The 24,507-nt window shown below is 37.7% G+C and carries 21 protein-coding genes; 4 read left to right on the top strand and 17 right to left on the bottom strand.

What is annotated here, in order from left to right:
• Window positions 1–842 precede the first annotated feature (842 nt).
• Window positions 843–1,229: an SRPBCC family protein gene (locus DFQ12_RS18590; RefSeq protein WP_120260523.1), complete on the bottom strand. Its 387-nt coding sequence runs from the start codon at window positions 1,227–1,229 to the stop codon at window positions 843–845.
• Between the two features lie 88 nt (window positions 1,230–1,317).
• Here DFQ12_RS18590 and DFQ12_RS18585 point away from each other — a divergent pair, with 88 nt between their 5' ends.
• Window positions 1,318–2,685, top strand: a complete 1,368-nt coding sequence (locus DFQ12_RS18585) for a methyltransferase RsmF C-terminal domain-like protein (RefSeq protein WP_120260522.1) — start codon at window positions 1,318–1,320, stop codon at window positions 2,683–2,685.
• Between the two features lie 42 nt (window positions 2,686–2,727).
• Here DFQ12_RS18585 and coaBC read toward each other — a convergent pair whose 3' ends face one another.
• From coaBC to DFQ12_RS18570, 3 genes are read right to left on the bottom strand one after another with little or no spacing between them, the layout of a single operon-like run.
• Window positions 2,728–3,936, bottom strand: a complete 1,209-nt coding sequence (coaBC, locus tag DFQ12_RS18580) for a bifunctional phosphopantothenoylcysteine decarboxylase/phosphopantothenate--cysteine ligase CoaBC (protein WP_120260521.1) — start codon at window positions 3,934–3,936, stop codon at window positions 2,728–2,730.
• A gap of 14 nt (window positions 3,937–3,950) precedes the next feature.
• Window positions 3,951–4,280 (bottom strand): DNA-directed RNA polymerase subunit omega, encoded by a 330-nt coding sequence (locus DFQ12_RS18575; RefSeq protein ID WP_075990346.1) that lies wholly within the window; start codon window positions 4,278–4,280, stop codon window positions 3,951–3,953.
• Entirely contained in the window at window positions 4,264–5,193 is a 930-nt protein-coding gene (locus DFQ12_RS18570; protein ID WP_120260520.1) for an outer membrane protein assembly factor BamD, read from the bottom strand. Before DFQ12_RS18570 ends, DFQ12_RS18575 begins: the two co-directional genes overlap by 17 nt.
• A 241-nt stretch (window positions 5,194–5,434) precedes the next feature.
• Here DFQ12_RS18570 and DFQ12_RS18565 point away from each other — a divergent pair, with 241 nt between their 5' ends.
• A complete protein-coding gene (locus tag DFQ12_RS18565) occupies window positions 5,435–5,710 on the top strand; it encodes a NifU family protein (RefSeq protein ID WP_028070934.1) in 276 nt (91 codons plus the stop codon).
• Window positions 5,711–5,767: 57 nt separating this feature from the next.
• A complete protein-coding gene (locus tag DFQ12_RS18560; RefSeq protein ID WP_120260519.1) occupies window positions 5,768–6,418 on the top strand; it encodes a carboxypeptidase regulatory-like domain-containing protein in 651 nt (216 codons plus the stop codon).
• On the opposite strand, the gene DFQ12_RS18555 is transcribed toward DFQ12_RS18560, so the two are convergent.
• The 11 genes from DFQ12_RS18555 to polA all read right to left on the bottom strand — a co-directional run bounded on the left by DFQ12_RS18555 (window position 6,415) and on the right by polA (window position 19,895).
• Window positions 6,415–7,644, bottom strand: a complete 1,230-nt coding sequence (locus tag DFQ12_RS18555; protein WP_120260518.1) for an FtsX-like permease family protein — start codon at window positions 7,642–7,644, stop codon at window positions 6,415–6,417. The genes DFQ12_RS18560 and DFQ12_RS18555 overlap by 4 nt on opposite strands.
• A gap of 3 nt (window positions 7,645–7,647) precedes the next feature.
• The gene (locus DFQ12_RS18550; RefSeq protein WP_120260517.1) at window positions 7,648–8,289 is read right to left on the bottom strand and encodes an MBL fold metallo-hydrolase; all 642 of its coding nucleotides are present in this window, start codon (window positions 8,287–8,289) and stop codon (window positions 7,648–7,650) included.
• A 43-nt stretch (window positions 8,290–8,332) separates the two neighbouring features.
• Window positions 8,333–9,076: a shikimate dehydrogenase family protein gene (locus DFQ12_RS18545; RefSeq protein ID WP_120260516.1), complete on the bottom strand. Its 744-nt coding sequence runs from the start codon at window positions 9,074–9,076 to the stop codon at window positions 8,333–8,335.
• A gap of 106 nt (window positions 9,077–9,182) precedes the next feature.
• A complete protein-coding gene (locus DFQ12_RS18540; protein WP_120260515.1) occupies window positions 9,183–10,595 on the bottom strand; it encodes a tetratricopeptide repeat protein in 1,413 nt (470 codons plus the stop codon).
• A 181-nt stretch (window positions 10,596–10,776) separates the two neighbouring features.
• The gene (locus DFQ12_RS18535) at window positions 10,777–12,153 is read right to left on the bottom strand and encodes an OmpA family protein (RefSeq protein ID WP_120260514.1); all 1,377 of its coding nucleotides are present in this window, start codon (window positions 12,151–12,153) and stop codon (window positions 10,777–10,779) included.
• A gap of 240 nt (window positions 12,154–12,393) precedes the next feature.
• Window positions 12,394–13,404: an inorganic phosphate transporter gene (locus DFQ12_RS18530; protein WP_120260513.1), complete on the bottom strand. Its 1,011-nt coding sequence runs from the start codon at window positions 13,402–13,404 to the stop codon at window positions 12,394–12,396.
• Between the two features lie 37 nt (window positions 13,405–13,441).
• Window positions 13,442–14,089 carry a DUF47 domain-containing protein gene (locus DFQ12_RS18525; RefSeq protein ID WP_104383452.1) on the bottom strand — a complete coding sequence of 216 codons (648 nt, stop codon included), beginning with the start codon at window positions 14,087–14,089 and terminating at the stop codon, window positions 13,442–13,444.
• A gap of 90 nt (window positions 14,090–14,179) precedes the next feature.
• A complete protein-coding gene (locus DFQ12_RS18520; RefSeq protein ID WP_120260512.1) occupies window positions 14,180–15,217 on the bottom strand; it encodes a sensor histidine kinase in 1,038 nt (345 codons plus the stop codon).
• Window positions 15,218–15,279: 62 nt separating this feature from the next.
• A complete protein-coding gene (locus tag DFQ12_RS18515) occupies window positions 15,280–15,933 on the bottom strand; it encodes a phosphatidylserine decarboxylase family protein (RefSeq protein WP_120260511.1) in 654 nt (217 codons plus the stop codon).
• 24 nt (window positions 15,934–15,957) lie between these two features.
• On the bottom strand, window positions 15,958–17,088 hold the full coding sequence (locus DFQ12_RS18510) for a toxin-antitoxin system YwqK family antitoxin (RefSeq protein ID WP_120260510.1): 1,131 nt from the start codon (window positions 17,086–17,088) through the stop codon (window positions 15,958–15,960).
• Between the two features lie 8 nt (window positions 17,089–17,096).
• Complete coding sequence (gene polA / locus DFQ12_RS18505) at window positions 17,097–19,895, bottom strand: DNA polymerase I (RefSeq protein WP_120260509.1); 2,799 nt, start codon at window positions 19,893–19,895, stop codon at window positions 17,097–17,099.
• Between the two features lie 106 nt (window positions 19,896–20,001).
• On the opposite strand from polA, the gene rsgA reads away from it, so the two are divergent.
• A complete protein-coding gene (gene rsgA, locus DFQ12_RS18500) occupies window positions 20,002–20,922 on the top strand; it encodes a ribosome small subunit-dependent GTPase A (protein ID WP_120260508.1) in 921 nt (306 codons plus the stop codon).
• A 52-nt stretch (window positions 20,923–20,974) separates the two neighbouring features.
• Here the strand turns inward: rsgA and DFQ12_RS18495 are convergent, their stop codons facing one another.
• Window positions 20,975–23,431 (bottom strand): hypothetical protein, encoded by a 2,457-nt coding sequence (locus tag DFQ12_RS18495; RefSeq protein ID WP_120260507.1) that lies wholly within the window; start codon window positions 23,429–23,431, stop codon window positions 20,975–20,977.
• Window positions 23,391–24,428 (bottom strand): hypothetical protein, encoded by a 1,038-nt coding sequence (locus DFQ12_RS18490; protein WP_120260506.1) that lies wholly within the window; start codon window positions 24,426–24,428, stop codon window positions 23,391–23,393. The genes DFQ12_RS18495 and DFQ12_RS18490 overlap by 41 nt, the downstream gene beginning before the upstream one ends.
• Between the last annotated feature and the right edge of the window lie 79 nt (window positions 24,429–24,507).

Genomic DNA, 24,507 nt, shown 5'->3' with positions numbered 1-24,507 from the left:
TTCCGCAACCCTATTATCTGGTACAAAGCTGTATGGCTCTGGCCCAAAAGCCACACTGGAATCCACTCCCGAAAACCACTAAGGGATAAGACTCCGGAATAGCACTGTCAGGTCAAAGCTGTATGGCCGTGATCTAAAGTACTGCGCTAGTACCTTGTTAATATATTTTTCAGTGATTACTGGCTCTACAGCGGAAATTCGGTGTAGGACACTCCTTATCATGACGGTGTATATCCTGCTTGTCGTCTAAGGCTATATCTTAGCCGATGTTATTACAGCTTTTGCTGTAATGATCTTAACCGAGTGAAGCTGCTTTTATGTGAATCGTTCCTGAATAAAAGTAAACTTAGAAGGTATCTTAGCCGCTATAATAACTAAGTTTGTTATAGGCTGGAAGGTTCCTCGAGCACAGCTTCGAATATATTTCCAGTTATAAGCTATGGGAGGATAGGGGGTAATGGATATATTGTTTGAGGACTAAAGATATGAGGATTAAAATAGGGAATTGATAAGAACCGATAAGATTTATTGTTACAAATAGATACTTCGAGCTTAAACCAGTTAAAAAAATGTAACACTTAAACAATGAAAATGTACTACATTATCATATGGTGTGAGGATTCTTTGGCAATAGATAGATGAACAATAGCTTTTCTAAATAGCTGCTATATATGGAAAAGATTTGAAGTGGTTCAAAAATCTATTATGAAGGAAGGAAACTATTGAATTTAAGATATTGAATGGTTAATTCAGGGAGAATTTAAGAATTCTTTGTTAAATAGCATAATGATTAAAAGAGCCTAGCTTAAAAAACTAGGCTCTCTGTTGATCTTATTTAAAAATTAATCTTCTTCAGTATAAAAATCAATTAGAGAAGAGATATAGGGATCTTCCCAACCTTCAGCAATATTTTCATAATCTTCATCTGGTATATTGGTCTGTCTAATCTCTAATGAAGTTCCTTTTTTATGTTCATGTAGCTTTAATGTAACAATAGAAGGACTGTCAGTTTCTCCGAAATACCATTCCTGCACAATTTTGGTAGAAGGTTCCAATTCCAAGAATCGACCAGTAATTGCACCATCCCACAAGGAAAATTCACCATTTACTGTTGCATCTATTGATACAAGATCGCCAGTCCACAGACGGGCCGTAATTTCGGTTGTTAAGGCGAGATACAATTCTTCTGGTGTCGCCGGGATAATAGCGTATTTCTTAAGATCTTTCATAATGCAAATTTACTCTTTCCCGTAATTTACTAGTTATTTTGAGTTCATTTTTATTTATATTATTTTTAGCATAAACTATTAGGACGACATGAGTAATTTTCTGCCAAATTCATTAGTGAAAAAATTAGGTGTAAACCCATTATTCGATACTGTTGAATTTATTAAAGTACATGAGGAGGGCAAAAGAGCAACAGCGATACGGTTAAACCCACTAAAACTAAAGGAATGTCCATTTTCCAGTGGAGGAAGGGTGCCTTGGTGCGAAAACGCCTTTTATCTAAACGAACGCCCTGTATTCACACTTGATCCTTTATTTCATGCTGGAGGGTATTATCCCCAAGACGCTTCTTCTATGTTTATAGACTATATTATCCATGAGCTCGAAATAGGATCTAAACCAGTTTATGCATTGGATCTCTGTGCAGCTCCTGGAGGAAAATCTACCTTGCTAAACAGTAGCTTACATCCTGATAGTCTACTTGTCGCCAATGAGATCATCAAGACTCGTGTGAATATCTTACAGGATAATCTAACAAAATGGGGAAATGCAAATACGGTGGTCACCAATAATGACCCTTCTGCTTTTGACCGATTGCCAGGATATTTTGATATCATGGTCGTAGATGCACCTTGCTCTGGATCAGGGATGTTTAGAAAGGATTCGGATGCAATAGATGAATGGTCTGAAGCTAATGTCAAACTTTGTAGCGAAAGACAACAAAGAATATTGGCAGAAAGTATTGCTGCATTGAAAACTGGTGGTTACCTCCTTTATTCAACCTGCTCTTATTCAGAAGAGGAAAATGAAGATATTGCCGATTGGCTAATAGAAACTGGAGATTTTGAATCTATCGAAATTGTCATTGATGATAATTGGGGGATCGAGCATACAAAGTCGGTTGGGCATGGGGCACATGGCTATCGTTTCTATCCACATAAATTGGGCGGGGAAGGTTTTTTTATTACAGTTTTGAAGAAAGTTGCAGAGCAAGGTACATTTAATAGAAAACGGATCAAACCAGAAAAATCAGATGTGCCGAAGGGAATTCTGGACACTTGGATGGTTAACGTTGATGAGTTCTTTCCATTTATCCATCATGATGACCTATATATATTCCCCAAAAAATATGAAAATGATTTGAAATATCTTCAGAACGTACTCTATCTCAAAAATGCTGGAATCAATATTGGAAAACTTAATCGAAAGGAATTAATTCCAAGCCACGCACTGGCGTTAAGTAATGTATTAAACCCAGGCTTCCAAAGTCTTGAACTTTCGCTCGAGGAGGCTCAAAACTACCTTAGAAAGGAAAATGTGACACTAGATACTGTATCTTCCGGTATGAAAGGCTGGACGCTTGCTAAATATAAAGGAATGTCACTTGGGTGGATGAAGCTATTACCAAATAGGATCAATAATTATTATCCTAAGGAATTACGAATTGTGAATCTATAACAGATAATAGAAATCATATATTCCTCTAAATTTAGGGGAAATTTATATTGTCGAAGGAATATGCTGTAAGATAATCGAACAGATATCTTTTGCAACATCTTCCTTCGATTTCAATGGGAATACGCTGCTTTCGCCTGAACGATTGATAATTGTGACTTTATTTGTATCAGTAGCAAATCCAGCTCCCTGATCTTGCATGGAATTGAGAACAATAAAATCGAGATTCTTTCGGACCAATTTGTCTTTTGCATTTTCGAGCTCGTTGTTGGTTTCTAAAGCAAATCCGATCAGTAATTGCTCTTTCTTCTTTTTGCTTCCTAAAGTGGCGAGAATATCTGTTGTTTTCTTTAAAGCAATAGAAAATTCATCCTCTTTCTTCTTTATCTTCTGAGATGCTACTTCAATAGGGGTGTAGTCAGCAACTGCAGCACTCATGACAATTATAGCAGCATGATCAAAGTACTTTTCACAGGCTTGAAGCATCTCTGCAGCAGAAGTGACAGGAACAACAGTTATTTGATCAGGTTTCAGTAGTGCGGTAGGTCCGGAAACTAGGGTTACATCAGCCCCAAGTTCTTTTAGTTGTTGGGCAATAGCATAGCCCATTTTTCCACTAGAATGATTTCCAATAAAGCGTACAGGGTCTATTGCCTCATAAGTGGGGCCTGCTGATACAAGTGCCTTTTTACCTAATAATGGGAGCTTTTGGTTGGAGTAATTTTCTAAGAAATGAAAAATTTCTTCTGGTTCGGCGAGACGTCCCTCTCCTACTAATCCACTAGCTAATTCACCTTTTTCAGGTGGGATAATAATGTTGCCATAAACGCCTAGTTTAGCGATATTCGATTGCGTGGACGGGTGCTTCCACATATCTAAATCCATTGCAGGAGCAAAGAAGACCGGGCATTTTGCGGATAAATACACAGCCATCAGTAAGTTATCACAGAGACCGTTCGCCATCTTTGCGATGGTGTTTGCTGTTGCTGGGGCTACAAGTATATAGTCTGCATTTAGCGCAATTTCCACATGATTATTCCATTCTCCAGTATCCGGCTGATAATAGTCAACCAAAACAGGGTTTTTGGAAAGCGTAGATAGTGTAAGCGGGGTAATGAACGCTGTGGCATCCTCTGACATAATTACTTTAACCTGAGCATCCGCTTTTACAAGCAGACGAATCAAAGTTGCAATCTTGTATGCGGCGATACTGCCGCATACAGCAATTACAATATTTTTCCCAGCTAAAGCCATCGTTGATTCTGCGATTAGTCTTGCTCTTTTGAAGGATTTCTGTAATACACTTTATCGTGTAGAAATTCATCGATTGCTACCAAAGTAGGTTTTGGCATACGTTCGTAATGTTTAGAAATCTCTATTTGTTCGCGGTTTTCGAATACCTCTTCCAAGTTATCGTTATTACTTGCAAACTCAGCAAGTTTTCCGTTTAGTTCTTCCTTAATATCTACTGCAATTTGATTCGCGCGTTTAGAAATAACTACAATGGATTCATAGAGATTGTCAGTTCCTTTGTCCAATTGTCTTAAGTCACGTGTAACTGTAGAATTTGGAATTGAATTATTATTTTTTTGACTCATCTTTTTGGGTATTTTCTTTTTCTTTTTTCGCCTTTTGTTCTTTGATATATGCTTCTTGCTCAGCAAGAGCTTTATTATATTCTTTCATGTGCGAAACGGCCGTCTTAATTCCTTTTTCAGAATCTTGACGAATAGATTCCGCTTCTTTTATATGTTTGCTATTGGGGTAATTACTCGCAAAACTTCGGTAGTAATCCAATGTTTCGTCATATCTGCTTTCTTGCTTTTGCAAAATACTTTTTGATGCAAATATATATTGCGCCTTTAGCGTCAAAAATTCAATTTCTTCAGCGTATTTGGTGTCTGGATATTCTTTCAGAACATTTTGTAACGCAATTACAGCAGCTCTATAATCATCATTCAACCCCATGTCATAATAGAGTCTAGCATTGGCAAACGCTTTAAGCTCGAGTTTGTCCCGTAACTTTTGAATGAGATCTGCTGCCTCTTTAGAACGTTCTGATTCTGGATAGAGGTTGACAAAAAGCTGTAGGGCATCGATTGCTTTCTTCGTATTTGCTTGATCCAAAGTTGACCGAGGGGAATCCAAATAGTAACAATAAGCATGCATAAAACGACATTCTTCTGCCCGTGGACTGTTGGGATAAACATCTGCAAAGTCCTTAAAGTGGTATGCTGCTGAAGTATAATCTTTCAAACGGTAATTGGCAAATGCCAAATAATAGTAGATATTTTCTGCCTCAGCTTGTCCGCGGAATTTTGTCCGCAAGTCATCAAACAAAACTAACGCCTTTGTATATTTCTTTTTCTCATAAAGTTTTACGGCTTCTTCGTACTTTTGAGCGATATTATTGCTTGCGCGCAATTTCTCAAATTTACTCTTGCAACCAGTAAACACCAATAGAAACATCATGCCGGCACAGATAGCCGCTATACGCCTATTTAAAAACATTTTACAAAGATAAGTGAATTTGTTATACTAATCAATTAAATTTTACTGCGCAATATAGTTTAATAATTATTTGATCCCAAAAACAACATTTTTTATTAACATTCTTTAACTCGTTGGATGCAATTTGGTGGCAGTATTGTCATGAACTTGTTGTTTTTCCATTGCGCAAGGAGAGGAAAAATATAGATTTTAAAATATTTGATTATCTTTACATGTATAATCATTGAATTTAATAAAGAGTATGACTTTAAAAGAAAAAGTGGAGCAAGCATTGGATACCTTGAGACCTTATTTGGAAACTGATGGCGGAAATGTGAGTGTTGAAGAGATTACTGCAGATAATGTCGTGCGATTAAAACTATTGGGCGCTTGCGCTTCATGTTCAATGAGCATTATGACTTTTAAAGCAGGATTGGAACAAGCTATAAAAAAAGCTGTACCAGAGGTAACAGCGGTTGAAGCAATTAATCTAACTGATCCAGATTCACCTGATGCGACCTTGCCGTCGGCCAATTAGTTTATCTATTAACACAATTTAACGGCTAGCTCAGCTGCTTTTGTGTAAATTTGTTCTATGAAGTTGCTGATCCCTATATTATTAGTTTTATCTGTATTTTTTGAGTCTTCGACTTTAAAGGCACAAGAAAGGAAGATCGTCCAATATTCCGGTATTGTAACTACTGTGGGGTCTGGGCTTCCTGTTGGATATGCTACAGTAACCAATTTATCTTTCCGTAACGAGGCCATTGCGGCCAATAATGAAGGCTATTTTTCTTTCGTAGCTCATGTAGGAGACACACTTCGTTTTTCCTCTGTAGGATTCGATCCGCTCATTGTAACTGTACCTGAAGTTGCCGGCGACAAATATACAGCTAGTATCGTAATGCAAAATTTGGTAACTGAATTGCCAATGGTGACTCCATACCCCTGGGCGAGTATTGAGGAATTTAATATTGCATTTATGAACTTAGATGTATCTGAGGATCATATTGTACGGGCAAAAAGAACACTTTCCAACGAATCTTTATCAGCTATGGCTGCTGTAGTACCTCGCGATGGCAACGAGATGCGTTCAATCAATAACGCACAAAGTTTCAATACAATGAATAATAAAGTCATTAACCAACGTTACGCCAATCCGCTATTAAATCCTTTTGCATGGGGAAGTTTAATACAGCAAATAACGAAGGGAAGTCAAAGCCGTTCCAAAAGCTCCCGCTATTAATCTGTTGCTTTGAGCTTGTTCAGCTCCTTTACACTTATCTTTGCTGAGAAATAAGAAACTAGTCCCGAAATACTGGTTACCGTGATGAATACTAACACATAGTCGCTCCAGCGGCTAAGCATAGGGTAGCTATCCAAAATAGCGTTAGCACCATCTTCAACCCGTATTATACCATAGGTTGACTGAATATAATTGAATATTGCTCCAATTAATAAACCTAAAATGCAACCAATAATTGCAATCATCAACCCCTCATAAAAGAAAATGCGTTGAATTAAGCTATTGTTACCACCTAGACTTTTTAGGACTGTCATATCCTTTTGTTTATCCAATACTAACATCGTCAATGAACCTACAATATTGAAAATTGCGATTATACTAATCAATGTTAAGATAAAAAACACAACCCATCTCTCTACACGTACATTTCTATATAAGGTTGGGTTTTGCTCTTCCCGATTCTTGACGAGATACTCTTCACCTAATTTTTTTTGAAGGTCCTGTTCAAATAGCTTGATGTTAGTGCCCTCCTTTAGATAAAATTCAATAGCGGAAACTCTGTCATATTCACCGAGTACTTCTTTGGCAAACGAAATGGGTGTAATAACGAAATTGTCAAAGTCCTGTTGGTACCTGAGGACACCTCCTGGACTGATAGCTCTAATATTAAATTCTTCGGCAGGATTAGATGTATTTTTGACGCCTTTTCTTGGTGAATAAACTTGGATTAAATCAGGGGTATTTTGCATAGAAATACCAAGATTAGCTTGGACACTTGCTCCAAGTATAGCCAGGTTAGTTGAATCACGTGAGAGCTGATATACGCCATCCACAAGAATACTATCACCAATACTCTTATTAAGCGATTTGGGCTCGATTCCTTTGATAGTTGAGATATACTGTCGATTTGCATATTGAAGTAATACCTTCTCTTCTAATACTTCTGTATAATGGATAACATTAGGATTCTTTCGCAACTCATTAAAGACTGATTTATTTGTTGTAAAGAGCTTACCTTTTTGTGGCTCTATCTTTAGTTCAGGAGCAAATTTGCTATACATAGATATAATAAGCTCCTCCATCCCATTGAAAGAGGAAAGGAGTATGATTAATGCGGCACTACTTACCGTAACACCTATCACACTAATTGAGGAGATGATATTAATAGCGTTGACTGATTTTTTTGAAAACAGGTATCTCTTGGCAAATAGAAAAGGTAAGTTCATATCTTATCCTTGTATAAATGGATTGGAGTTCTTTTCAAAACCTATTGTCGTTGATGGGCCATGACCTGGGTAGACAACGGTGTCATCGGGTAAAGTATAAAGTCTTTGTTTAATATTATCTAAAAGCTGCTGATGATTTCCTCCGGGTAGATCAGTACGACCAATACTATTGCGGAACAAGACATCCCCACCAATTAAGAATTTTTGGGAAGCGGAATAAAAACAGATATGCGCCGGTGAGTGGCCGGGCGCCAATATCACTTGCAATTCGTCATTGTCTATTTGTATTTTGTCCCCATCTTTTAGAAATACTTCGCCAATAGGGGAGATGTCATAACGGAATCCCATTTGCGGGGCATAGTTTTGAACTGCAACCAATGTAGATAGTTCTCCTTCGTGAAATTGAGGAAGTAAATCAAACTTCTCATGAATAAAATAATTGCCCAAGACATGATCAATGTGACAATGTGTATTCAGTAGTAATTGTGGAGTGAGATAATGACGATCGATAAAGGTTAAAAACTCCTCCTGTTCTTTTTCGCCATACATACCTGGGTCAATAATTAAGGCGTTTCCCTCTTCGTTATACAACAAGTAGGTGTTTTCTTGGTATGGATTGAAAGTGAATGTTCTGATCGTTAGCATAAGGTAAAATTACATTTTTTATTGTTCTCTATATAGAGAAAGACTAGCTATTCCAAATTTCCCAATTTTTCTCCGCCTGAAGTAGCAACATTTCATAGCCATTTTTAGTTCGAGCACCTTTTTCTTTCCCTTTCTTTAGGAATGCTGTCTCTTCTGGATTATAAATGAGGTCATAGAATAGGTGCTTAGCACTGATATGTTCATATGGTAGGGCCGGAGACTCTGCTATGTTGGGAAATGTTCCAACTGGCGAACAATTAATAATTAATGTATATTCAGCTAAAATCGAGGCATCTAATTCATCATAGGTGTAGTTGTCCGTTTGCTTGGTTCTGCTAACAAGTTTGTATTTGATCCCTAATTTATCTAAGGTATAGATCACTGCTTTTGCTGCTCCTCCGTTTCCAAGAATTAATGCTCTCTTGTCATTTTGGGTTAAAAGTGGTTTCAATGATTCTTCAAATCCAAAAGCATCAGTGTTATAGCCCTTCAAGTATGGAGCGCCATTTGCTAGATGTGTAATGCGGATACAGTTTACAGCTTGTATAGCCTTAGCTTCTTCTGATAGTTCGTTTAAATAGTCCAGGACCTCTATCTTGTATGGAATGGTCACATTTACCCCATAAAAGTCCTTATTCTTAAATATAGATGGAAAATCTGATATACGTTCAATTGGATATAGGTCATAATCTATATGTTGAATATTTTCTTTCTGAAACTTCTCTAAATAATATTTCTTGGAAAAGGAGTGCCCTAGTGGATATCCTATCAGACCTAATTTTTTCATTGAATGGTTTAGTACTTCTTTGGGTGAAAAGGTAAGCTTAATCTAATTGCATTTTATACCCCAGGCAAGTCCGAAAGATTGCCTGGGGTATTATGTGTTTTCTACTTTAATTTTTTGGTTTGGTATATTTTTTTACAATTTCAGTGATAATTTGATTTCCTTGCAATTGAGGAAGGTAATCAAAGAGAATGTGATGTTTTTCCGGATTCGTTGCTAAGCCTAGTTCCAAAAAGTTTAAAGCTTCATTGTATTGTCCATTTGCAAATAGGTAGGCTACTACACGATAATATAATTCCGCCGCTTCGGGATTTTGCGTAATCGCATCCGACATGACATTGATGGCTTCATCAATTTTGCTCTGTTCAAATAAGATCGAAGAGTAGTCGAGCCAAGCATCTATATCTGATGGATTTAATGCAACTACTTTTTTATACGCTTCTTCAGCCTGATCAATTTGCTGTAGCTTATATCGAGCATCTGCGATTGCAAACCAGTAATCCGGATTTGTGTCTTCTAGTTCCAAAGCCTTTTTGTAGAAATGAAGCGACTCAAAGTAACGTTCTTCAAAATCCAGCGTGACACCAATACCAAACCATGCATCTGCAAGCTCGGCGTCTAACTTTACGGCTTTTTTATAGTAGTTTCGAGCTTCTTCCATTTGTTCCAACTTCTCGTAACACTCTCCTATAGCACAATAGGTATCCGCGCTAGGTTGTTCGTATTCAAAAGTCTGTTTGTATACGTCCAATGCCTCTTGATAACGATCTAAGTTGACTAGTGCATTTCCTTTATTGAAATAAGCAGATGAGAAGTCTTCTTTGATTAATATGGCATAGTCATATGCATCTAATGCTTCTTCAAACTTGCTTATTTTGTGATAGGAGTTGCCTAGATTATACCAAGCATAGTACGAATAAGGGTCTGAGTCAATATATTTTTTATAGAAAGATATACTTTCTTCTTGCCTATCAAGTACATCATAACAATAAGCAAGCTCATAGAGTGCTTCTTGATAGTCCATATTGAGCTCAAGGGCCTTCTTTAAATAGACAATAGCTTTGTCGTAGTTCATTTGCGCTTGAAAAATCATGGCAATATGAAAATAAACCTCATCTTTATTGTCTAATAAGGGTAATGCTTTGAATAATTGATCCAATGCTTCATCAAATTGCCCTATGCTCCCCAGAATACCACCTCTGATTAGAAATATATCTCCCTCCGAAGCTTCCAGCAGTTCCGCTTTGTCCAAGGCCGCTAATGCATTCTGATACTGTTGAATTGTTGAAAACAATTGAGCTTGCTTCAACAAAAATGTAATATCAAAAGGATGTTGGCTGATTGCAAATTCGGTTACTTGTAGTGCCTTTACAGGGTCATTTTTTTCAGCATAGTAGTCTATTATTCCTTCGAAAGCCTTGGAGTCAAAAAAATACTGATCCTCGTTTCGAAGCATTTCCTCATATCTGTCCACCGAGATTTTTCTTTCTTCGGGGTTTTCAAATTCAAAATCCTCTTCCATTCTCAAAAGTTTAAAACCAGTATTCTGTTCCTTAAATCAAAATACTAATTTCTTATCTAATTTGCTTGAATAAATTTTCCACAAATTGGATATCATCCACAAAGTTAAGGATAAATACTGTCAAAATAAAAAAGCCGGCTCTAGAGCCGGCTTTTAATATAATGGTATAAGTTATATACGATTATTTTTTGATCTCAACACGACGGTTTTGAACACGACCTTCTTCAGTTGAATTAGATGCGATTGGGTTTTTCTCTCCGTAACCGTTAGCAGTGATGCTTGATGAAGAAACACCAGCATTTACTAAGTATTGTTTTACAGAGTTAGCACGGTCTTTAGACAAAGTTGTATTGTAAGCTTCAGAACCTTCTGCAGATGCATAACCGTCTAAAGTTACAGATGAATTATTGTCACGTACTTCTTTAGCCAATTTATCTAAAGTTGAGTAAGAAGAAGTTTTCAATACTGAGCTATCAAATTCGAATTGAATTGGAGCATAGTAACCGTTACTGTTGTTTTCAAGAACTTGAGGCTCTGGGAATTTGATTGGACATCCTGAACCATCTACTGGAGTACCAGCAGGAGTACCAGGGCATTTATCAAATTTGTCAGATACACCGTCACCATCAGCATCAGCGCTTAATGTGTTAACAGTACCTTCTAAAGTGCTTACGCGTTGTTTCAATGCTTCAACTTCGTTTCTCAATGAAGGATCTTTCAACTCATCATACATTGTAGCTACTGGGTTAGCAAAAGTCAAGTTTTGTTTGTCTTTTGAACCTAAAGTGAACTCTAAGCCACCGTATACGTTAGAGAAACGTTGTTTTGTAGTATTGTTTCTACCAGGTCCGTACAATAATGCTTCATCAGTGAAGTTCATTGTGTAACCTAAGTTCAAGGCAACAACTTCAGATAATTTGAATTTAGCACCAACACCTACAGGAACGATCATACCTAAACGGTAGTCTTTATCACGAGGATTTGAAGGAGAACGGTCTCCAAGAACATCTTCACCCCATTTTTGATCATAAACAACTGTTCCACCGAAGTCATTGTTAGAGAATTGAATTGGGTTGTAAGCAAATGCACCGATACCTACTTTAGCGTAGAAGTTAACAGCATTTTCTCTTCTTAAGAAATCGATTGTACCCAATTGGAATACACCATTTAAGCTAGCAGCCCAGTTTACTTTTGTTTCAGCAGATTGAGCACCATATTTGTTCTCAATAGCAGGACCAGACTCGTTGTGGTTGTAAGTTTTGATCTTGCCACGGTTTGCTTCAACTTCTAAACCGAATAGGTGAGAGAATTGTTTACGTACTGTTAAACCGTAGTACTCACCAACTTTGTTTTGGAAGTAACCAACTTTTTGACCAAAGTTATTGTTACCACCAATTAAAGCATTAGGCGTAGTGATACCACCTTGAACTCCGATAGACCAAGTTCTGTATTGTGATCTACCACCGAATACTTGTTGAGCTTGTGCTGTATCAGCGAAACCTAAAGCGGCAACTAATGTAGCAGCAACAGCTGTTTTTTTAATTGTAGAATAGTTCATACTCTTGTTTTTAAGGTTATTATTAATTTTAATTGTTTTCAAACTTTGTTGTCTTATTTAATATCTGGAACAGTACAATTGCCGTGCCAAAGTCTTAAAATTATGTTAAATTTTTAAATTCCTGATATTTCGTACTAAATTAAGTATTTAATGTGAAACAACAAAACAAAAATTCGGTACGAAAGTACCAAATTTTTGTTTTGTTTCAATAGCTTTTAGAAAAAAATTAAGAAATTCTTTCTAAAGTAAATAATGTACAATGACTAAAGAGAGTGCTCCAAGCAGAGCCGATACTGGAATTGTCAATACCCAAGCCCATAACAAACTAATAGTTACCCCCCAGCGTACCGCTGAAACACGCTTAACAACTCCGACACCAATAATGGCTCCTGTAATCGTATGTGTTGTTGATGCAGGGATACCGAAATGCTCCGTTATACCTAATGTTACTGCACCTGCGGATTCCGCACAAACCCCTTCTAATGGTGTTACTTTCGTGATCTTAGTTCCCATTGTCTTCACAATTTTCCAGCCTCCACTCATTGTTCCAGCAGCGATAGCCGCGTAACAAGTTAAGGGAATCCATTCTGGCATATGCTCTGTGTTTTGCATATATCCACCAGCAACCATAGCTACAAGGATAATACCCATAACCTTTTGTGCATCGTTACCACCATGTGCAAAACTTAGAGCTGCAGATGAAACCAGTTGTAATACTTTAAACCATTTTTCGGCAACACTAGGTCGGGAGTTTTTGGCCAAGTTAATTACTATTAATGTGATGATAATGGATATGGTCATACCGATGATCGGCGCAAAAACGATGAAAGCAATAATCTTTAATGTTGCATCGATATTGATAGCGTGAATAGGATCTGCTCCAAGAATAAAGGCATAGGCCATTCCCGACCCAGCAAAACCTCCAATCAATGTGTGAGAAGAGCTTGACGGTACTCCGTAGTACCAAGTGAATAAGTTCCACCCAATTGCTGCGAGCAAGCCCGCAAAGATAACCTCTAGGGTAATATATTCTTCCAATACCGTTTTGGCAATGGTGTTGGCTACTTTGTGGTCTGTAAAGTAGAAATAAGCAGCAAAGTTGAATATGGCAGCCCATAATACGGCCATTGCTGGTGTTAGAACTTTTGTTGATACGACTGTCGCAATAGAGTTGGCTGCATCATGGAATCCATTGATGTAGTCAAATGCAATTGCTAAGACAATCACAACAACGAGTAATGTTGACATCATAATCTCGTAGAATTTTTATGCACTTATGATCGAATGATTATGCGTTTTTAACTAGAATACTTTCTAATACGTTAGCAACATCCTCGCATTTGTCTGTTGCATCTTCCATTGCGGATAACACTTCTTTGTGTTTGATCAATGAAATAGCGTCTTTTTCAAATTCGAAAAGATCAGCTACTGCCTTATCAAAAATATAGTCTGCTTTATTTTCTACACTATTGATACGTACACAAGAATCTGTGATATTGCGAATGTTTTTTAAATCCCGAAGTTCATGGATTGCTTTTGAGACGTGCTCAGTAGCTTCCACCAATAGATCCGCGATTTCGATCATCGGCTCTGTAGCTTTTTCTACCTTGTATAAGTCCATTCTATTAGCCGCGCCGTGTATAAAATCGGCTACATCATCCAATGAGCTTGCTAACGAGTGTATATCTTCGCGGTCGAAAGGTGTAATGAAATTTTTACCTAGTTCCAAGTGAATTTGATGTGTGATGTTGTCGCCTTTGTGCTCCAAGTCTTCCATCTTACGCGTGAACTCTTTCTTCTTCTCCGGATTGTTTGAGTTAACAATATCTTTTAACAATTGAGACATTTCGATCAAATTGTTGCCGGCTTGTTCAAACAAAGGGAAGAATTTTTTGTCCTTTGGAACGAAGTATTGAAAAATGCTATTTAAAGACATATCTTAAATTTATTTTTGCAAAAATAATACCCTAATGTTAAGTTAATGTTAACATTGGTTTTGTTTAAACACAAAAATGTCATCAATTGTTTAATCTCCGGTCTGAACTTTTTGCAAAGTAAAGCCAAAAGTAGTTCCAATGCCCTCTGTACTACGGACATTAACATTCTGTTGATGGGCTTCAACAATATGTTTGACAATTGCAAGCCCTAAGCCCGATCCGCCAATATCTCTTGAGCGACTTTTATCCGTACGGAAGAATCGTTCGAATACCCGGCTCAGATTTTTTTCTTCGATACCATAGCCATTATCTGTGATTTCTATTAAGACCTGTTCAAAAAGTGGGAAAATTTTGATTTTGGTAGTACCTCCTTCTTTTCCGTATTTGAGTGAGTTGTCGATAAGGTTATACAACACCTGATGTATTTTATTGCGATCTGCTTTAACCCAATGTGGTGTGCCCGTTTTGGGTTTGAATTCAATCTTAATATTGTGTTGTTTGGCTTTGTCTTCCAATGAATACGAGGTGTCTTTGATAAGATCTACAATGTCAAATTTTTCAATGTTCAAGACCATTTTGCCAGACTCGAGTTTGGATATTTCATCTAAATCTTGAATGAGGTAATTCAATCTATCAAGATTTCGAGCAGCCTTGTCTAAGAAATTCTTTGCCATTTCCATGTCTTCTTCCATTAGCCCATCTTGTAATGTCTCGATGTATCCTTGGGTAGCAAAGAGGGGCGTTTTGAACTCATGGGATATATTGGAAAGAAATTCACGCCTAAATTTTTCCTGTGATTTCAGTTGTTCAATTTCATTTTTTTTATCCTTTGCCCAAGCCTTTACGTCGTTTTCTGCATCTGTAATGGGATCTTCACTGACATGTTCACCAATCGCATCTTTAAGATCCTTACCGAGTTTTAGATTGTGAATCAACTTATACATGGTATTAAGACGACGGTAGATGTATTTCTCGAACAGGTAGTTGAATAAAAGAAAACAGATAACCATTGCAACAAAAAATATAATCAGTGCAGTTTGAAGATCGTGTTTATAATAAAAGCTGATAGTGGATATTGCAATGCCAACACCAGCAGAGTTTGCTAATAGTAATTGTCTAAAATTCATCTGTTGAATAAAAAAGGCCCCTAATTGGAGCCTAAGTTACTTATAATGATATTAATAAATTGTTAAAATTTTCCGATAACGGTTTTGGCTCCGGTAACTTTATCGCCAATATTCACATTGATCTCTGTTCCTAGAGGCAGGAATAAATCCACACGTGAACCAAATTTGATAAAGCCGAACTCATTGCCCTGAACAACCTGATCATTTTCCTTTACATACCAAACAATACGACGGGCCAACGCGCCAGCAATTTGACGGAAAAGAACTTCCCTGCCTGCTTTGTCTTTTACTACAACAGTCGTCCTTTCATTGTCTGTCGATGATTTTGGATGCCAAGCAACCAAGAATTTCCCGGGATGATATTTGAAGAAAGTCACCAAACCACTGATTGGATTTCGGTTCACATGCACATTGATGGGGGACATGAAAATAGAGACCTGTATCCTTCTGTCATGAAAATATTCATTTTCTTCGGTTTCTTCGATGACTACAACTTTTCCGTCAGCAGGACATAAGATTGTGCCATCTTGTGGAATCACTACTTTCTTAGGACTTCTAAAAAACTGGACAACTGTAATGAATAGGAATGCTGAAAGGGCATAAATAAACCATTTTACAAACTGCGGAGCATCATAATAGTCCGCAACGGCATTGATGATAAAGATAAAAAGTACAGCAATCGCTAATGTGGTATATCCTTCTTTATGGAATTTCATATCTATTTATTTCTGCAAAGATAATTATTTACTCGAATTGTCTATTTGTCTTTCGATTTTAATTGAATGGGTATAGACTTTTCCATCACTTCCTGTGGCAATACTCCCCGAAACTTTAATCGTATCGTCTTGAGGTTGATCTTGTTTGTAGGTAGGAAAATAAAAATCTACACTTTTAGCAATTCGATTCAAAACGGTGAGATCATTTTCATTATTGGAGTCTACATTCAATTTAAGACTTCGCAAATTGGCTAAGCCCGTTTTTTTGACTTCAACTTCATAGGAGAAATTTAGTTGAGTTGCGACTTCGAATCCGCTTTTATTGATCCTATCGGTAAACCGTTTAGCAAGGAACGCATAGAAGTTTGAAAAGTCATCAAAACTACAGGATTTGCTGTTTAATAGTTCCGCTCGGATAAAATAATCGTAGGGTAAAACGCTTAAAGCCTGAAAATCTTCGCTTGGAAGCTCTCCATTATCATCATAAGTAGCAACGATTTTTCCATCAACAAAACGTTGTGTCATCGCGTAAATGGGTTGCTGTCCAACATTGTAAAAGTAAGTGTTCCAGTTCCCCTGTGGTTTACCACCTTTTACTTTGCCTTTACGTAGATAAAAATCATACCCGAATTCTGTGAACCCTTCGAATGGAATAGCGAATTCATAGTTACCCTCACCGCCAACGATTTCCTGTTTTCCTCGATTATCCCAATAATCTTTAATGAAATAACCGTAATCACTATAGGCCACCGTTAATAACGGTTTACCATCGGGATAATAATATTTGCAATCACCGACAGGATAGTTATCCTTAAAATTTATTTCCCATTTTAACACACCATTCGGATGAAAAGCTTGAAATAGACCTTCTTTTTTACCATCCTTATAATTGCCGACCAGTATACGGTTGCCATTGGGCGCGAAATCACGAAACTCTCCTTCGAAAATTTGCTTTGTGAAATCAAATTTGCTTACACGTTCAATTGATTTGAATTCGCAATCTTTTGCCGCCAGATAATAATACTTATCAAAATAGAAACGAATTAAGCCTTGATCTAATTTTTCGTAAAATACAGGCTTATCGTCTTGCGCTTGAATAGGTTGGCAGCAAAACGAGGATAACAATAACAGTATATAAATGATTTTTTTAGTCATAACAAAAATTAATGTGCTTCAAGCCAGTTTTTACCTTCTCCGATTTCAACAATCAACGGAACATTTGTTTTTATAGCATTTGTCATTTTGTCCAGAATAATGGTTTTGAATGCTTCGACCTCTTGTTTCGGAACATCAAACACCAACTCATCGTGTACTTGCATAATCATTTTACCTACCAATCCCTGATGCTCGATTTCCTTTTGTATTGCAATCATGGCAATCTTGATTAAATCAGCGGCAGAACCTTGAATAGGGGCATTGATCGCATTTCGTTCAGCAAATCCCCGAACAGTCATGTTTGCTGAATTAATGTCTCTCAAATAACGTCTACGCTTTAAAATTGTTTCAACGTAGCCTTTCTCTTTCGCGGATTCAACGGCGTCGCTCATATACTTCTTGATACCAGTATATTGGTTGAAGTATTCGTTGATGATGTCAGCAGCTTCTTTCCGCGAGATGCCTAGATTTTGAGACAAACCAAAGGCGGATTGACCGTATATAATACCAAAATTTACTGCTTTCGCGTTGCGACGCTGTTCTGATGTAACCTCTTCAAAAGCCATATTATACACTTTGGCAGCGGTGGCACGGTGGATATCATGCCCCTGACTAAAGGCTTCTAACATATTTTGATCTTTGCTTAACTCTGCTATTAAGCGTAATTCGATCTGTGAATAATCGGCGGATAAGATCACATGATCTTCCGAACGCGGGATAAATGCTTTCCGGACTTCCCGACCTCTTTCCGTGCGGATAGGTATATTCTGCAGATTAGGATTAGTAGAGCTCAAGCGACCTGTTGCGGCGACAGCTTGATTATAGGAAGTATGGATCAGACCGGTTTCTGGATTGATCAATTCAGGTAATGAATCTACGTAAGTTGATTTTAATTTCTGTAACTGCCTAAAATTCAAAATATCCTGAACAATATCTGATTTGTGCGCCAACGCCAATAAAACATCTTCACCGGTTTTGTACTGCCCTGTTTTTGTTTTCTTTGCTTTCGGATCCAGTTGGAGCTTGTCGAATAAGACTTCGCCTAACTGTTTTGGTGAGGCAATATTAAAGTTCACTCCAGCTTTTTCAAATATGGCATTCTCTAGGTCCTTGATGTCCTGTTCCAATGTTTTCGAAAATTCGTCAAGTGCAGGGACATCCACTTTTACCCCATTTCGTTCTATTTCTGCAAGGACATATACTAAAGGGAATTCAACGTCTTGGGCCAATTGTAATGTATCCGTTTCCACCAAAAGGGGATGGAATATATTTTTTAGCTGTAATGTAATATCAGCATCTTCAGCAGCGTATTCTTTGATTTTTTCGAAATCAACATCCCGCATATTTCCTTGTTTTTTCCCTTTTTCTCCAATGAGTTCTGTAATGGAGACTGGTGTGTAATTCAGATAGTTCTCCGCAAGGACATCCATGCCATGTCGCGTATCAGGGTCAATGAGGTAATGCGCTAACATGGTATCGAATAAGGCCCCCTGTACCTTAACACCATATCTTGCCAATAAGAGGATATCGTATTTGATATTTTGACCTATCTTTTCAATTGCTGGATTTTCCAGTACAGACTTAAAGATATCGACGATGCGTTGGGCTTCTTCCCGATTTGCTGGTGTAGGGATATAGTATGCTTTCCCAGTTTCAAACGAAAATGAAAGTCCTACAATATCAGCAAGATTCGCATCTAACCCTGTTGTTTCTGTGTCAAAACAAAAGCTGCTTTTTGAGTTGAGTTCCTTGGCAAGTTTTTCTTGTTCTTCGGTTGTATCTACCAGTGTGTATTCGTGTGTTGTATTATGAATATTTTTTAGAACAATATTTTCATTTGAAACTTCTATTGCTGTACTTGTTGTATTTGCTGTTATTTCTGTAGCAAATAAATCCATCTGTCCATTTACAGGTGAATTCTTTTCAAGTATGGAGAAATCATCTCCAAAAACTCTTTTTCCCAATGTTCTAAATTCCAATTCAGCAAAGAGGGGTTCGAGAATGTCTTTATTTGGATCCTCAAGTTCTAGCGCTTTTTCGTTAAGTTCAACGGGCACATCCAACAAAATTGTTGCTAATTTTTTTGAAATTAACCCCTGCTCTGCGAAATTTTCAACGTTTTCGCGCATTTTTCCTTTTAACTTATCTGCATTCGCTATAATTCCTTCGACTGACCCAAATTCCTGAACAAGTTTTTTTGCGGTTTTCTCACCAATACCTGGAATTCCTGGGATATTATCTACAGCATCGCCCCATAATCCTAAGATATCAATAACTTGGTTCACATCTGTGACTTCCCATTTTTCGAGGATTTCTTTGACACCTTGTACTTCAGCCCCATTCCCCATACGGGCTGGTTTGTAAATAAAAATATTGTCTGAGACAAGCTGACCAAAATCTTTATCCGGTGTCATACAATAGACTTGGAAGTTTTCTTGTTCTGCTTTTTTCGCTAATGTTCCGATGATATCATCCGCTTCATAACCGTCCATTGTGATAATGGGGATATTGAATCCCTCAATCAGGCGGTAGATATAAGGAATAGAAGCTGAAAGGTCTTCGGGCATTTTTTCACGATGCGCTTTATAGGCTTCAAATTCAATATGGCGTGCTGTAGGAGCCGCCGTGTCGAACACTACTGCTATGTGAGAAGGTTGCTGATTTTTCAATACCTCCAACAGTGTATTGGTAAAACCCATGATCGCCCCAGTATTCAACCCTGTCGAGGTGATGCGTGGGGTCTTGCTCAAAGCAAAATATGCTCTATATATAAGAGCCATGCCATCTAAAAGAAATAGTTTTTTCACAAAATTGAATTTTAGTCTCCTTACAAAGGTAAGAAATTCATCAAACCGTAAGTTTAATAAATTTTTCCGATTTTTGTGCTATGACACATTTAATGCAACAGGTTCTATGAGAGGATTGGTAACAAAGTCCACAGGTAGTTGGTATCAGGTTTTGGGCGAAGATGGCAAGAGATATGATTGCCGGATCAAAGGGAAATTTCGTACCAAAGGAATTAAAACGACCAATCCGGTGGCTGTAGGAGACTGGGTGCATTTTGATGTGGAGCCAGATCTTGAAAGTGCTGTCATTCGAGAGCTTGAACCCCGTCGCAACTATATTATCCGAAAATCGGTGAATCTTTCCAAGCAAACGCAGATTATTGGTGCGAACCTAGACCAGGCTTTTTTGGTAGTAACGTTGGCTTCCCCACCAACATCTTTGGGTTTTATTGACCGCTTTTTGGTAACGACCGAAGCCTATGGGATACCTGCAGTACTTATTTTTAATAAACTTGATCTTTTCAGTGATGAAGGTTTGGAAATATTGGCCGACTATAAGGCGATTTATGAACGAATCGGTTATCCATGCTATGAGGTGTCGGCTTTGACTGGAAAGAATATCGATGTTGTCAAGGAGTTACTTCAGGATAAAATTACATTAGTGTCTGGTCATTCGGGGGTCGGTAAATCTACTTTGATTAATGCTATTGTACCTGAATATGGTTTGAAAACGGGAGAAATTTCGGATTGGTCAGATAAGGGGAAGCACACCACTACATTTGCAGAGATGTTTGACTTACCTTTTGAGGGTAAACTGATTGATACACCTGGTATTCGCGAGCTGGGAATTGTGGATATTGAAAAACAGGAACTGTCCCATTTTTTTCCCGAGATGCGTGCGTTGATGAACCAATGCCGGTTCAATAACTGTCGGCACATCAATGAGCCCGGCTGTGTGATTATGCAAGCCGTTGAGGAGGGAGAGATTGAATCTTCACGTTATGATAGTTATCTCAGTATATATCACAATGAAGATAGCAGAGCTTAATATAAAAAAGGCTTCCATATGGAAGCCTTTTTTATATTAAGCAAGAGCGCCTTTATTTTATAGCCTGGGTTAGATTTATGTAGTCTCTCAAGTAGGTACATTCCTTTGAAGCCGTCTTGAAAAAAGGTGTATCCTTATATTGTGTGTTTAATTCTTTAAAGTATTTATTTTGTAGTGAAAAGCGGTAAAACGGATTTTTCAATGGGGAGTCATAATATTGCCAGCGTGTTTCATCCGTATAAACAAAATCCTTCTGTTCACATTTTGCGAGCATGAAGGTACATTTGGCCTTAAACTCTTTATCTGAGCTTAGTGAACGGGCTTTGTTATACCAATCTTTTGCTGATTGTGTCTGTAAGTAATTCCGTTGCCAGTGAATTGTAGTGGTAGCGTGATTGTCTGAGGATGACCAATCGTACGACACCAGAGACCAGGCGTTTCCGTAGGTGCTGGTCTGATAAATGCCTGTGGCCATCTGAAAGTAATAGTCGGCTTTTTTCTGATTGTTTTTTTCGCTTTTTATGGCATTCTCCAATCGGGCCATACGCTCAGCATATTTTAACTTAGTTGTATTCTCTTTTCCATATTTCTTTGGATAGTCGTTGATTGTGACGATAAATGGACTGGGGATAACATCCGTTTCATCTTCATTGTACGAATTCCTTATTTCCTTTATTTTGTGATCTTTAGGAAGTGCCTGTAATGTTGTTGCCGCTTTTTGAAAATCAAGCTCCCGTAGGTATGCCGTGCCTAGTAGTTCTGTCAAATAATCTCTATTAAAATGCTTGATATCTTCCAATAAAAAGCGGGATAATATATTTTGTTGTGTGTTGTCTGACAGTAGTGCCCTTATTTTTAATAATGTTTTAGGCGTGAGGCTATTTTCCCAAAAATGCATGGTAGACCACTGCATATTGTCTTCAAGAGAATCTTTGGCGACACCATAATTATAGAAGATGTCGGCCTTAACAGCAGCTAAACTTGCCATCGCCGTATCCTGAGTGTTGAGATAATGTTTGACGACAAGATTCTGGAGGATATTTCTAGCAATCAGGCTGTAATTGCTGTATTCGAAAGCACTATAGCTCCATTCTTTTTTGTTACTTGAATTTTTGCCATCCTGTTTGGCTTTCTGCTCCAGCCACGCTAATGTTTTGACCAGCTTTGGCTGGTCAATCTGTTTACTGGTTTGCCAATCGGCTAATTGCGTAAGCAGCACTGTAATCTGATACTGATCGCCCAACCTAGGATTCAATTCATTTTCCTTTACCTGAGCAAGATATTTTTTTGCTAGATCATTTTCTCTATTCATCCAGCTTAAATAGGCTGCTGTAATCAAGCCAAGCTGTGGCTGAACGTATTTTTTGTCTTGATAGAGGTTTAATGCGAAATCGCGAAGGGAATCCAAATGTTGTTTAACGGTGCTTTTGTCTTCGTTCCTAGCATAATAGTTGTAGTTTTCACCATAACCGATATAAAAAGACTCGTTCATATCGCCTTCTATTTTGTTGACTTCCCTTTCCAGCAGAACCGCATTTACAGTATTGGCAGGGTCAAGCTTGTAACAGGCATTTAGATATTTCATGGTACGATCTCCTGTACCGAAACCAATAATGGCATTAATGTTAAAGTTGTCTGCATCCGTGCTGGCGTATTGAAAAATCTCGGTGTCAGAAGCTGTGATATAATGAAAATTAGCGTACGCCAAAACCCGTCTTTCGGGGCTTGCTGTAAATAGTCTGGAGAAAAGGTAGGCCGCTTTAGCCCCATCGCCATTTTTACGGACAGCACCAGCGTAGTTGGAAAGTGACCAATTTAAGATAGCCTCGTTCCCTTTTATAGGCTGTAAATATTTTTCATAGACAGCAATACTTTTGGCATATTCCTGACCGAATAGATATAAGCGTGCAGCTTGATAAGCGTAACGTACAAAAAGGAAACTGTTTTTTTTATGCTTGTTGATCTGTGCTTCGGCGAGTTCAGCATATTGTACGATCTCTTTAAAATTCCGTGTATCGGGATCCCAATAACTGTGCTGAATATTTGTAATGGGCTCTTGTTTTTTTGTGAAAACAAAGTAAGCGCGCTCAGGTTCATGTTTACCATCAATTAGCGTTTGTAGAAATGTATTTCCTTTGATGGAATCCGGAAGATTGCTCCAAGATGATCTTTTTTGATTACTGACCAAATCAGCGGTAGCTGAGTCGCTGTAGTACATCAATTGTTCGATATCTTTTACATTTACAACTGACCCTAGGTGTTTCGCCCAAGCTTCGCTGTTGACGATGCTTTCCTTGACTGGAGCTTCTTCGGTATAAAGAAATTGATAAGGGATGTATTGAAATGCAGAAAATCCATTGTCTTCAAGATTCGGAAGATAGTAAGTTGTTTGATTGTCATAGGGATCCACTTCGGGCCCGCAAGCGATATTTGTTGCAATCTCTCCAAAAAAGAAAGCAAGCGTGGTGCTAGAAAGCACGAATAATTTCTTGTAACTCGGCATTGCCATGATTTGCTAATGTAGCTTGATCTAAATGATAAAAAATAATCTGATGTTTTTTTCCTTTCAGTTCTCCCCTCAAAAATTTTGCCGTTTGCAAAAGATCATCTTGAGTTACCTGTTCAAATCGGACAACATCTCCTTTTTTGAGGTTTGCTTTTGGAAGGTCGGTAATTAAAATATATAAATTACTTTTTGGATTGCGTTTAAATAAGGCTTTATTATTGATGTCCTGTTCACTAATATATTTTGAAATACCAATGTAACTATTGTTTCTAAAAACCACAAACCAATGAAATAAAGGAAGTGCAATATCCATTTGCATTGGATAATTGCGTAATGTACCACCTAAATAGGCCTTTAGATCCTGTTGATTCAGAATGGAATTCTGGTTTCCAAACTGGCGTAAATTTCCCATGTTGTAGCACATTAAAGTCACTTTCTTTACTGGTGGAATACCGCTTGTCACTGTATTCTTAACTTGATGTAATCTTAAGGTTGAGCTGATAATAATATCTTTTAAATCAGGTAATTCTTGAAGGTAATTGAGTAGGTAGAAGAATTTGTCCCGAGAGGATTGTGTCCAGTCACAGTCCAATTGCAATTCGTTGAATTTTTCTTTGCCAGCCTGCTTAATTTTTGTAGAGACAAATGGGACAATCTTATTGGCTAAGGCCCTTATCTGTAAGCTGTCCATTTCTGAAAAGATACGCTGATTGATAAATACGACTGGTATTAAAGCTTGTTCTTTAGGCACAGGCTGGGAGAAGGTAATGGGGCTAATGGGAACAGCCTGAACACCGGAAGGATCGAAGTCTATATCCATAATTCGTATATATATGGACTTAGCATCGACTTCTTTTAGTGCACGGTGTTCGACAGTATCAAGTTGAAAGACTGTTTTCCAAAAATAGAAGCCTGTTTCGGGTTTGGAATTTGAACAGGAATTGAATATAAGTAGCCAAAAAGGTACAAGAACTAAGAAAAGTCGTATTCGGAGCTGCATATTTGCTTTATTTAGTAGTATTTGAAACAAAAGGGGAATTGATCTTGTTTGCTATTCAATAAATAAAGACTAAATTACA

Source organism: Sphingobacterium detergens (assembly GCF_003610355.1).
GTDB classification, from domain to species: domain Bacteria; phylum Bacteroidota; class Bacteroidia; order Sphingobacteriales; family Sphingobacteriaceae; genus Sphingobacterium; species Sphingobacterium detergens.
The sequence above is the reverse complement of the archived record's forward strand: the minus strand, read 5'-3'. Positions and strand labels throughout refer to the sequence as shown.

Coding starts and splice junctions, on each gene's coding strand:
- DFQ12_RS18490 (WP_120260506.1), bottom strand. CDS start 24,428: ATGCAGCTCCGAATACGACTTTTCTTAGTTCTTGTACCTTTTTGGCTA.
- DFQ12_RS18585 (WP_120260522.1), top strand. CDS start 1,318: ATGAGTAATTTTCTGCCAAATTCATTAGTGAAAAAATTAGGTGTAAAC.
- DFQ12_RS18525 (WP_104383452.1), bottom strand. CDS start 14,089: ATGTCTTTAAATAGCATTTTTCAATACTTCGTTCCAAAGGACAAAAAA.
- coaBC (WP_120260521.1), bottom strand. CDS start 3,936: ATGGCTTTAGCTGGGAAAAATATTGTAATTGCTGTATGCGGCAGTATC.
- DFQ12_RS18590 (WP_120260523.1), bottom strand. CDS start 1,229: ATGAAAGATCTTAAGAAATACGCTATTATCCCGGCGACACCAGAAGAA.
- rsgA (WP_120260508.1), top strand. CDS start 20,002: ATGAGAGGATTGGTAACAAAGTCCACAGGTAGTTGGTATCAGGTTTTG.
- DFQ12_RS18520 (WP_120260512.1), bottom strand. CDS start 15,217: ATGAATTTTAGACAATTACTATTAGCAAACTCTGCTGGTGTTGGCATT.
- DFQ12_RS18515 (WP_120260511.1), bottom strand. CDS start 15,933: ATGAAATTCCATAAAGAAGGATATACCACATTAGCGATTGCTGTACTT.
- DFQ12_RS18550 (WP_120260517.1), bottom strand. CDS start 8,289: ATGCTAACGATCAGAACATTCACTTTCAATCCATACCAAGAAAACACC.
- DFQ12_RS18535 (WP_120260514.1), bottom strand. CDS start 12,153: ATGAACTATTCTACAATTAAAAAAACAGCTGTTGCTGCTACATTAGTT.
- DFQ12_RS18570 (WP_120260520.1), bottom strand. CDS start 5,193: ATGTTTTTAAATAGGCGTATAGCGGCTATCTGTGCCGGCATGATGTTT.
- DFQ12_RS18545 (WP_120260516.1), bottom strand. CDS start 9,076: ATGAAAAAATTAGGTCTGATAGGATATCCACTAGGGCACTCCTTTTCC.
- DFQ12_RS18510 (WP_120260510.1), bottom strand. CDS start 17,088: ATGACTAAAAAAATCATTTATATACTGTTATTGTTATCCTCGTTTTGC.
- DFQ12_RS18495 (WP_120260507.1), bottom strand. CDS start 23,431: ATGGCAATGCCGAGTTACAAGAAATTATTCGTGCTTTCTAGCACCACG.
- DFQ12_RS18575 (WP_075990346.1), bottom strand. CDS start 4,280: ATGAGTCAAAAAAATAATAATTCAATTCCAAATTCTACAGTTACACGT.
- DFQ12_RS18555 (WP_120260518.1), bottom strand. CDS start 7,644: ATGAACTTACCTTTTCTATTTGCCAAGAGATACCTGTTTTCAAAAAAA.
- DFQ12_RS18540 (WP_120260515.1), bottom strand. CDS start 10,595: ATGGAAGAGGATTTTGAATTTGAAAACCCCGAAGAAAGAAAAATCTCG.
- DFQ12_RS18530 (WP_120260513.1), bottom strand. CDS start 13,404: ATGATGTCAACATTACTCGTTGTTGTGATTGTCTTAGCAATTGCATTT.
- DFQ12_RS18560 (WP_120260519.1), top strand. CDS start 5,768: ATGAAGTTGCTGATCCCTATATTATTAGTTTTATCTGTATTTTTTGAG.
- DFQ12_RS18565 (WP_028070934.1), top strand. CDS start 5,435: ATGACTTTAAAAGAAAAAGTGGAGCAAGCATTGGATACCTTGAGACCT.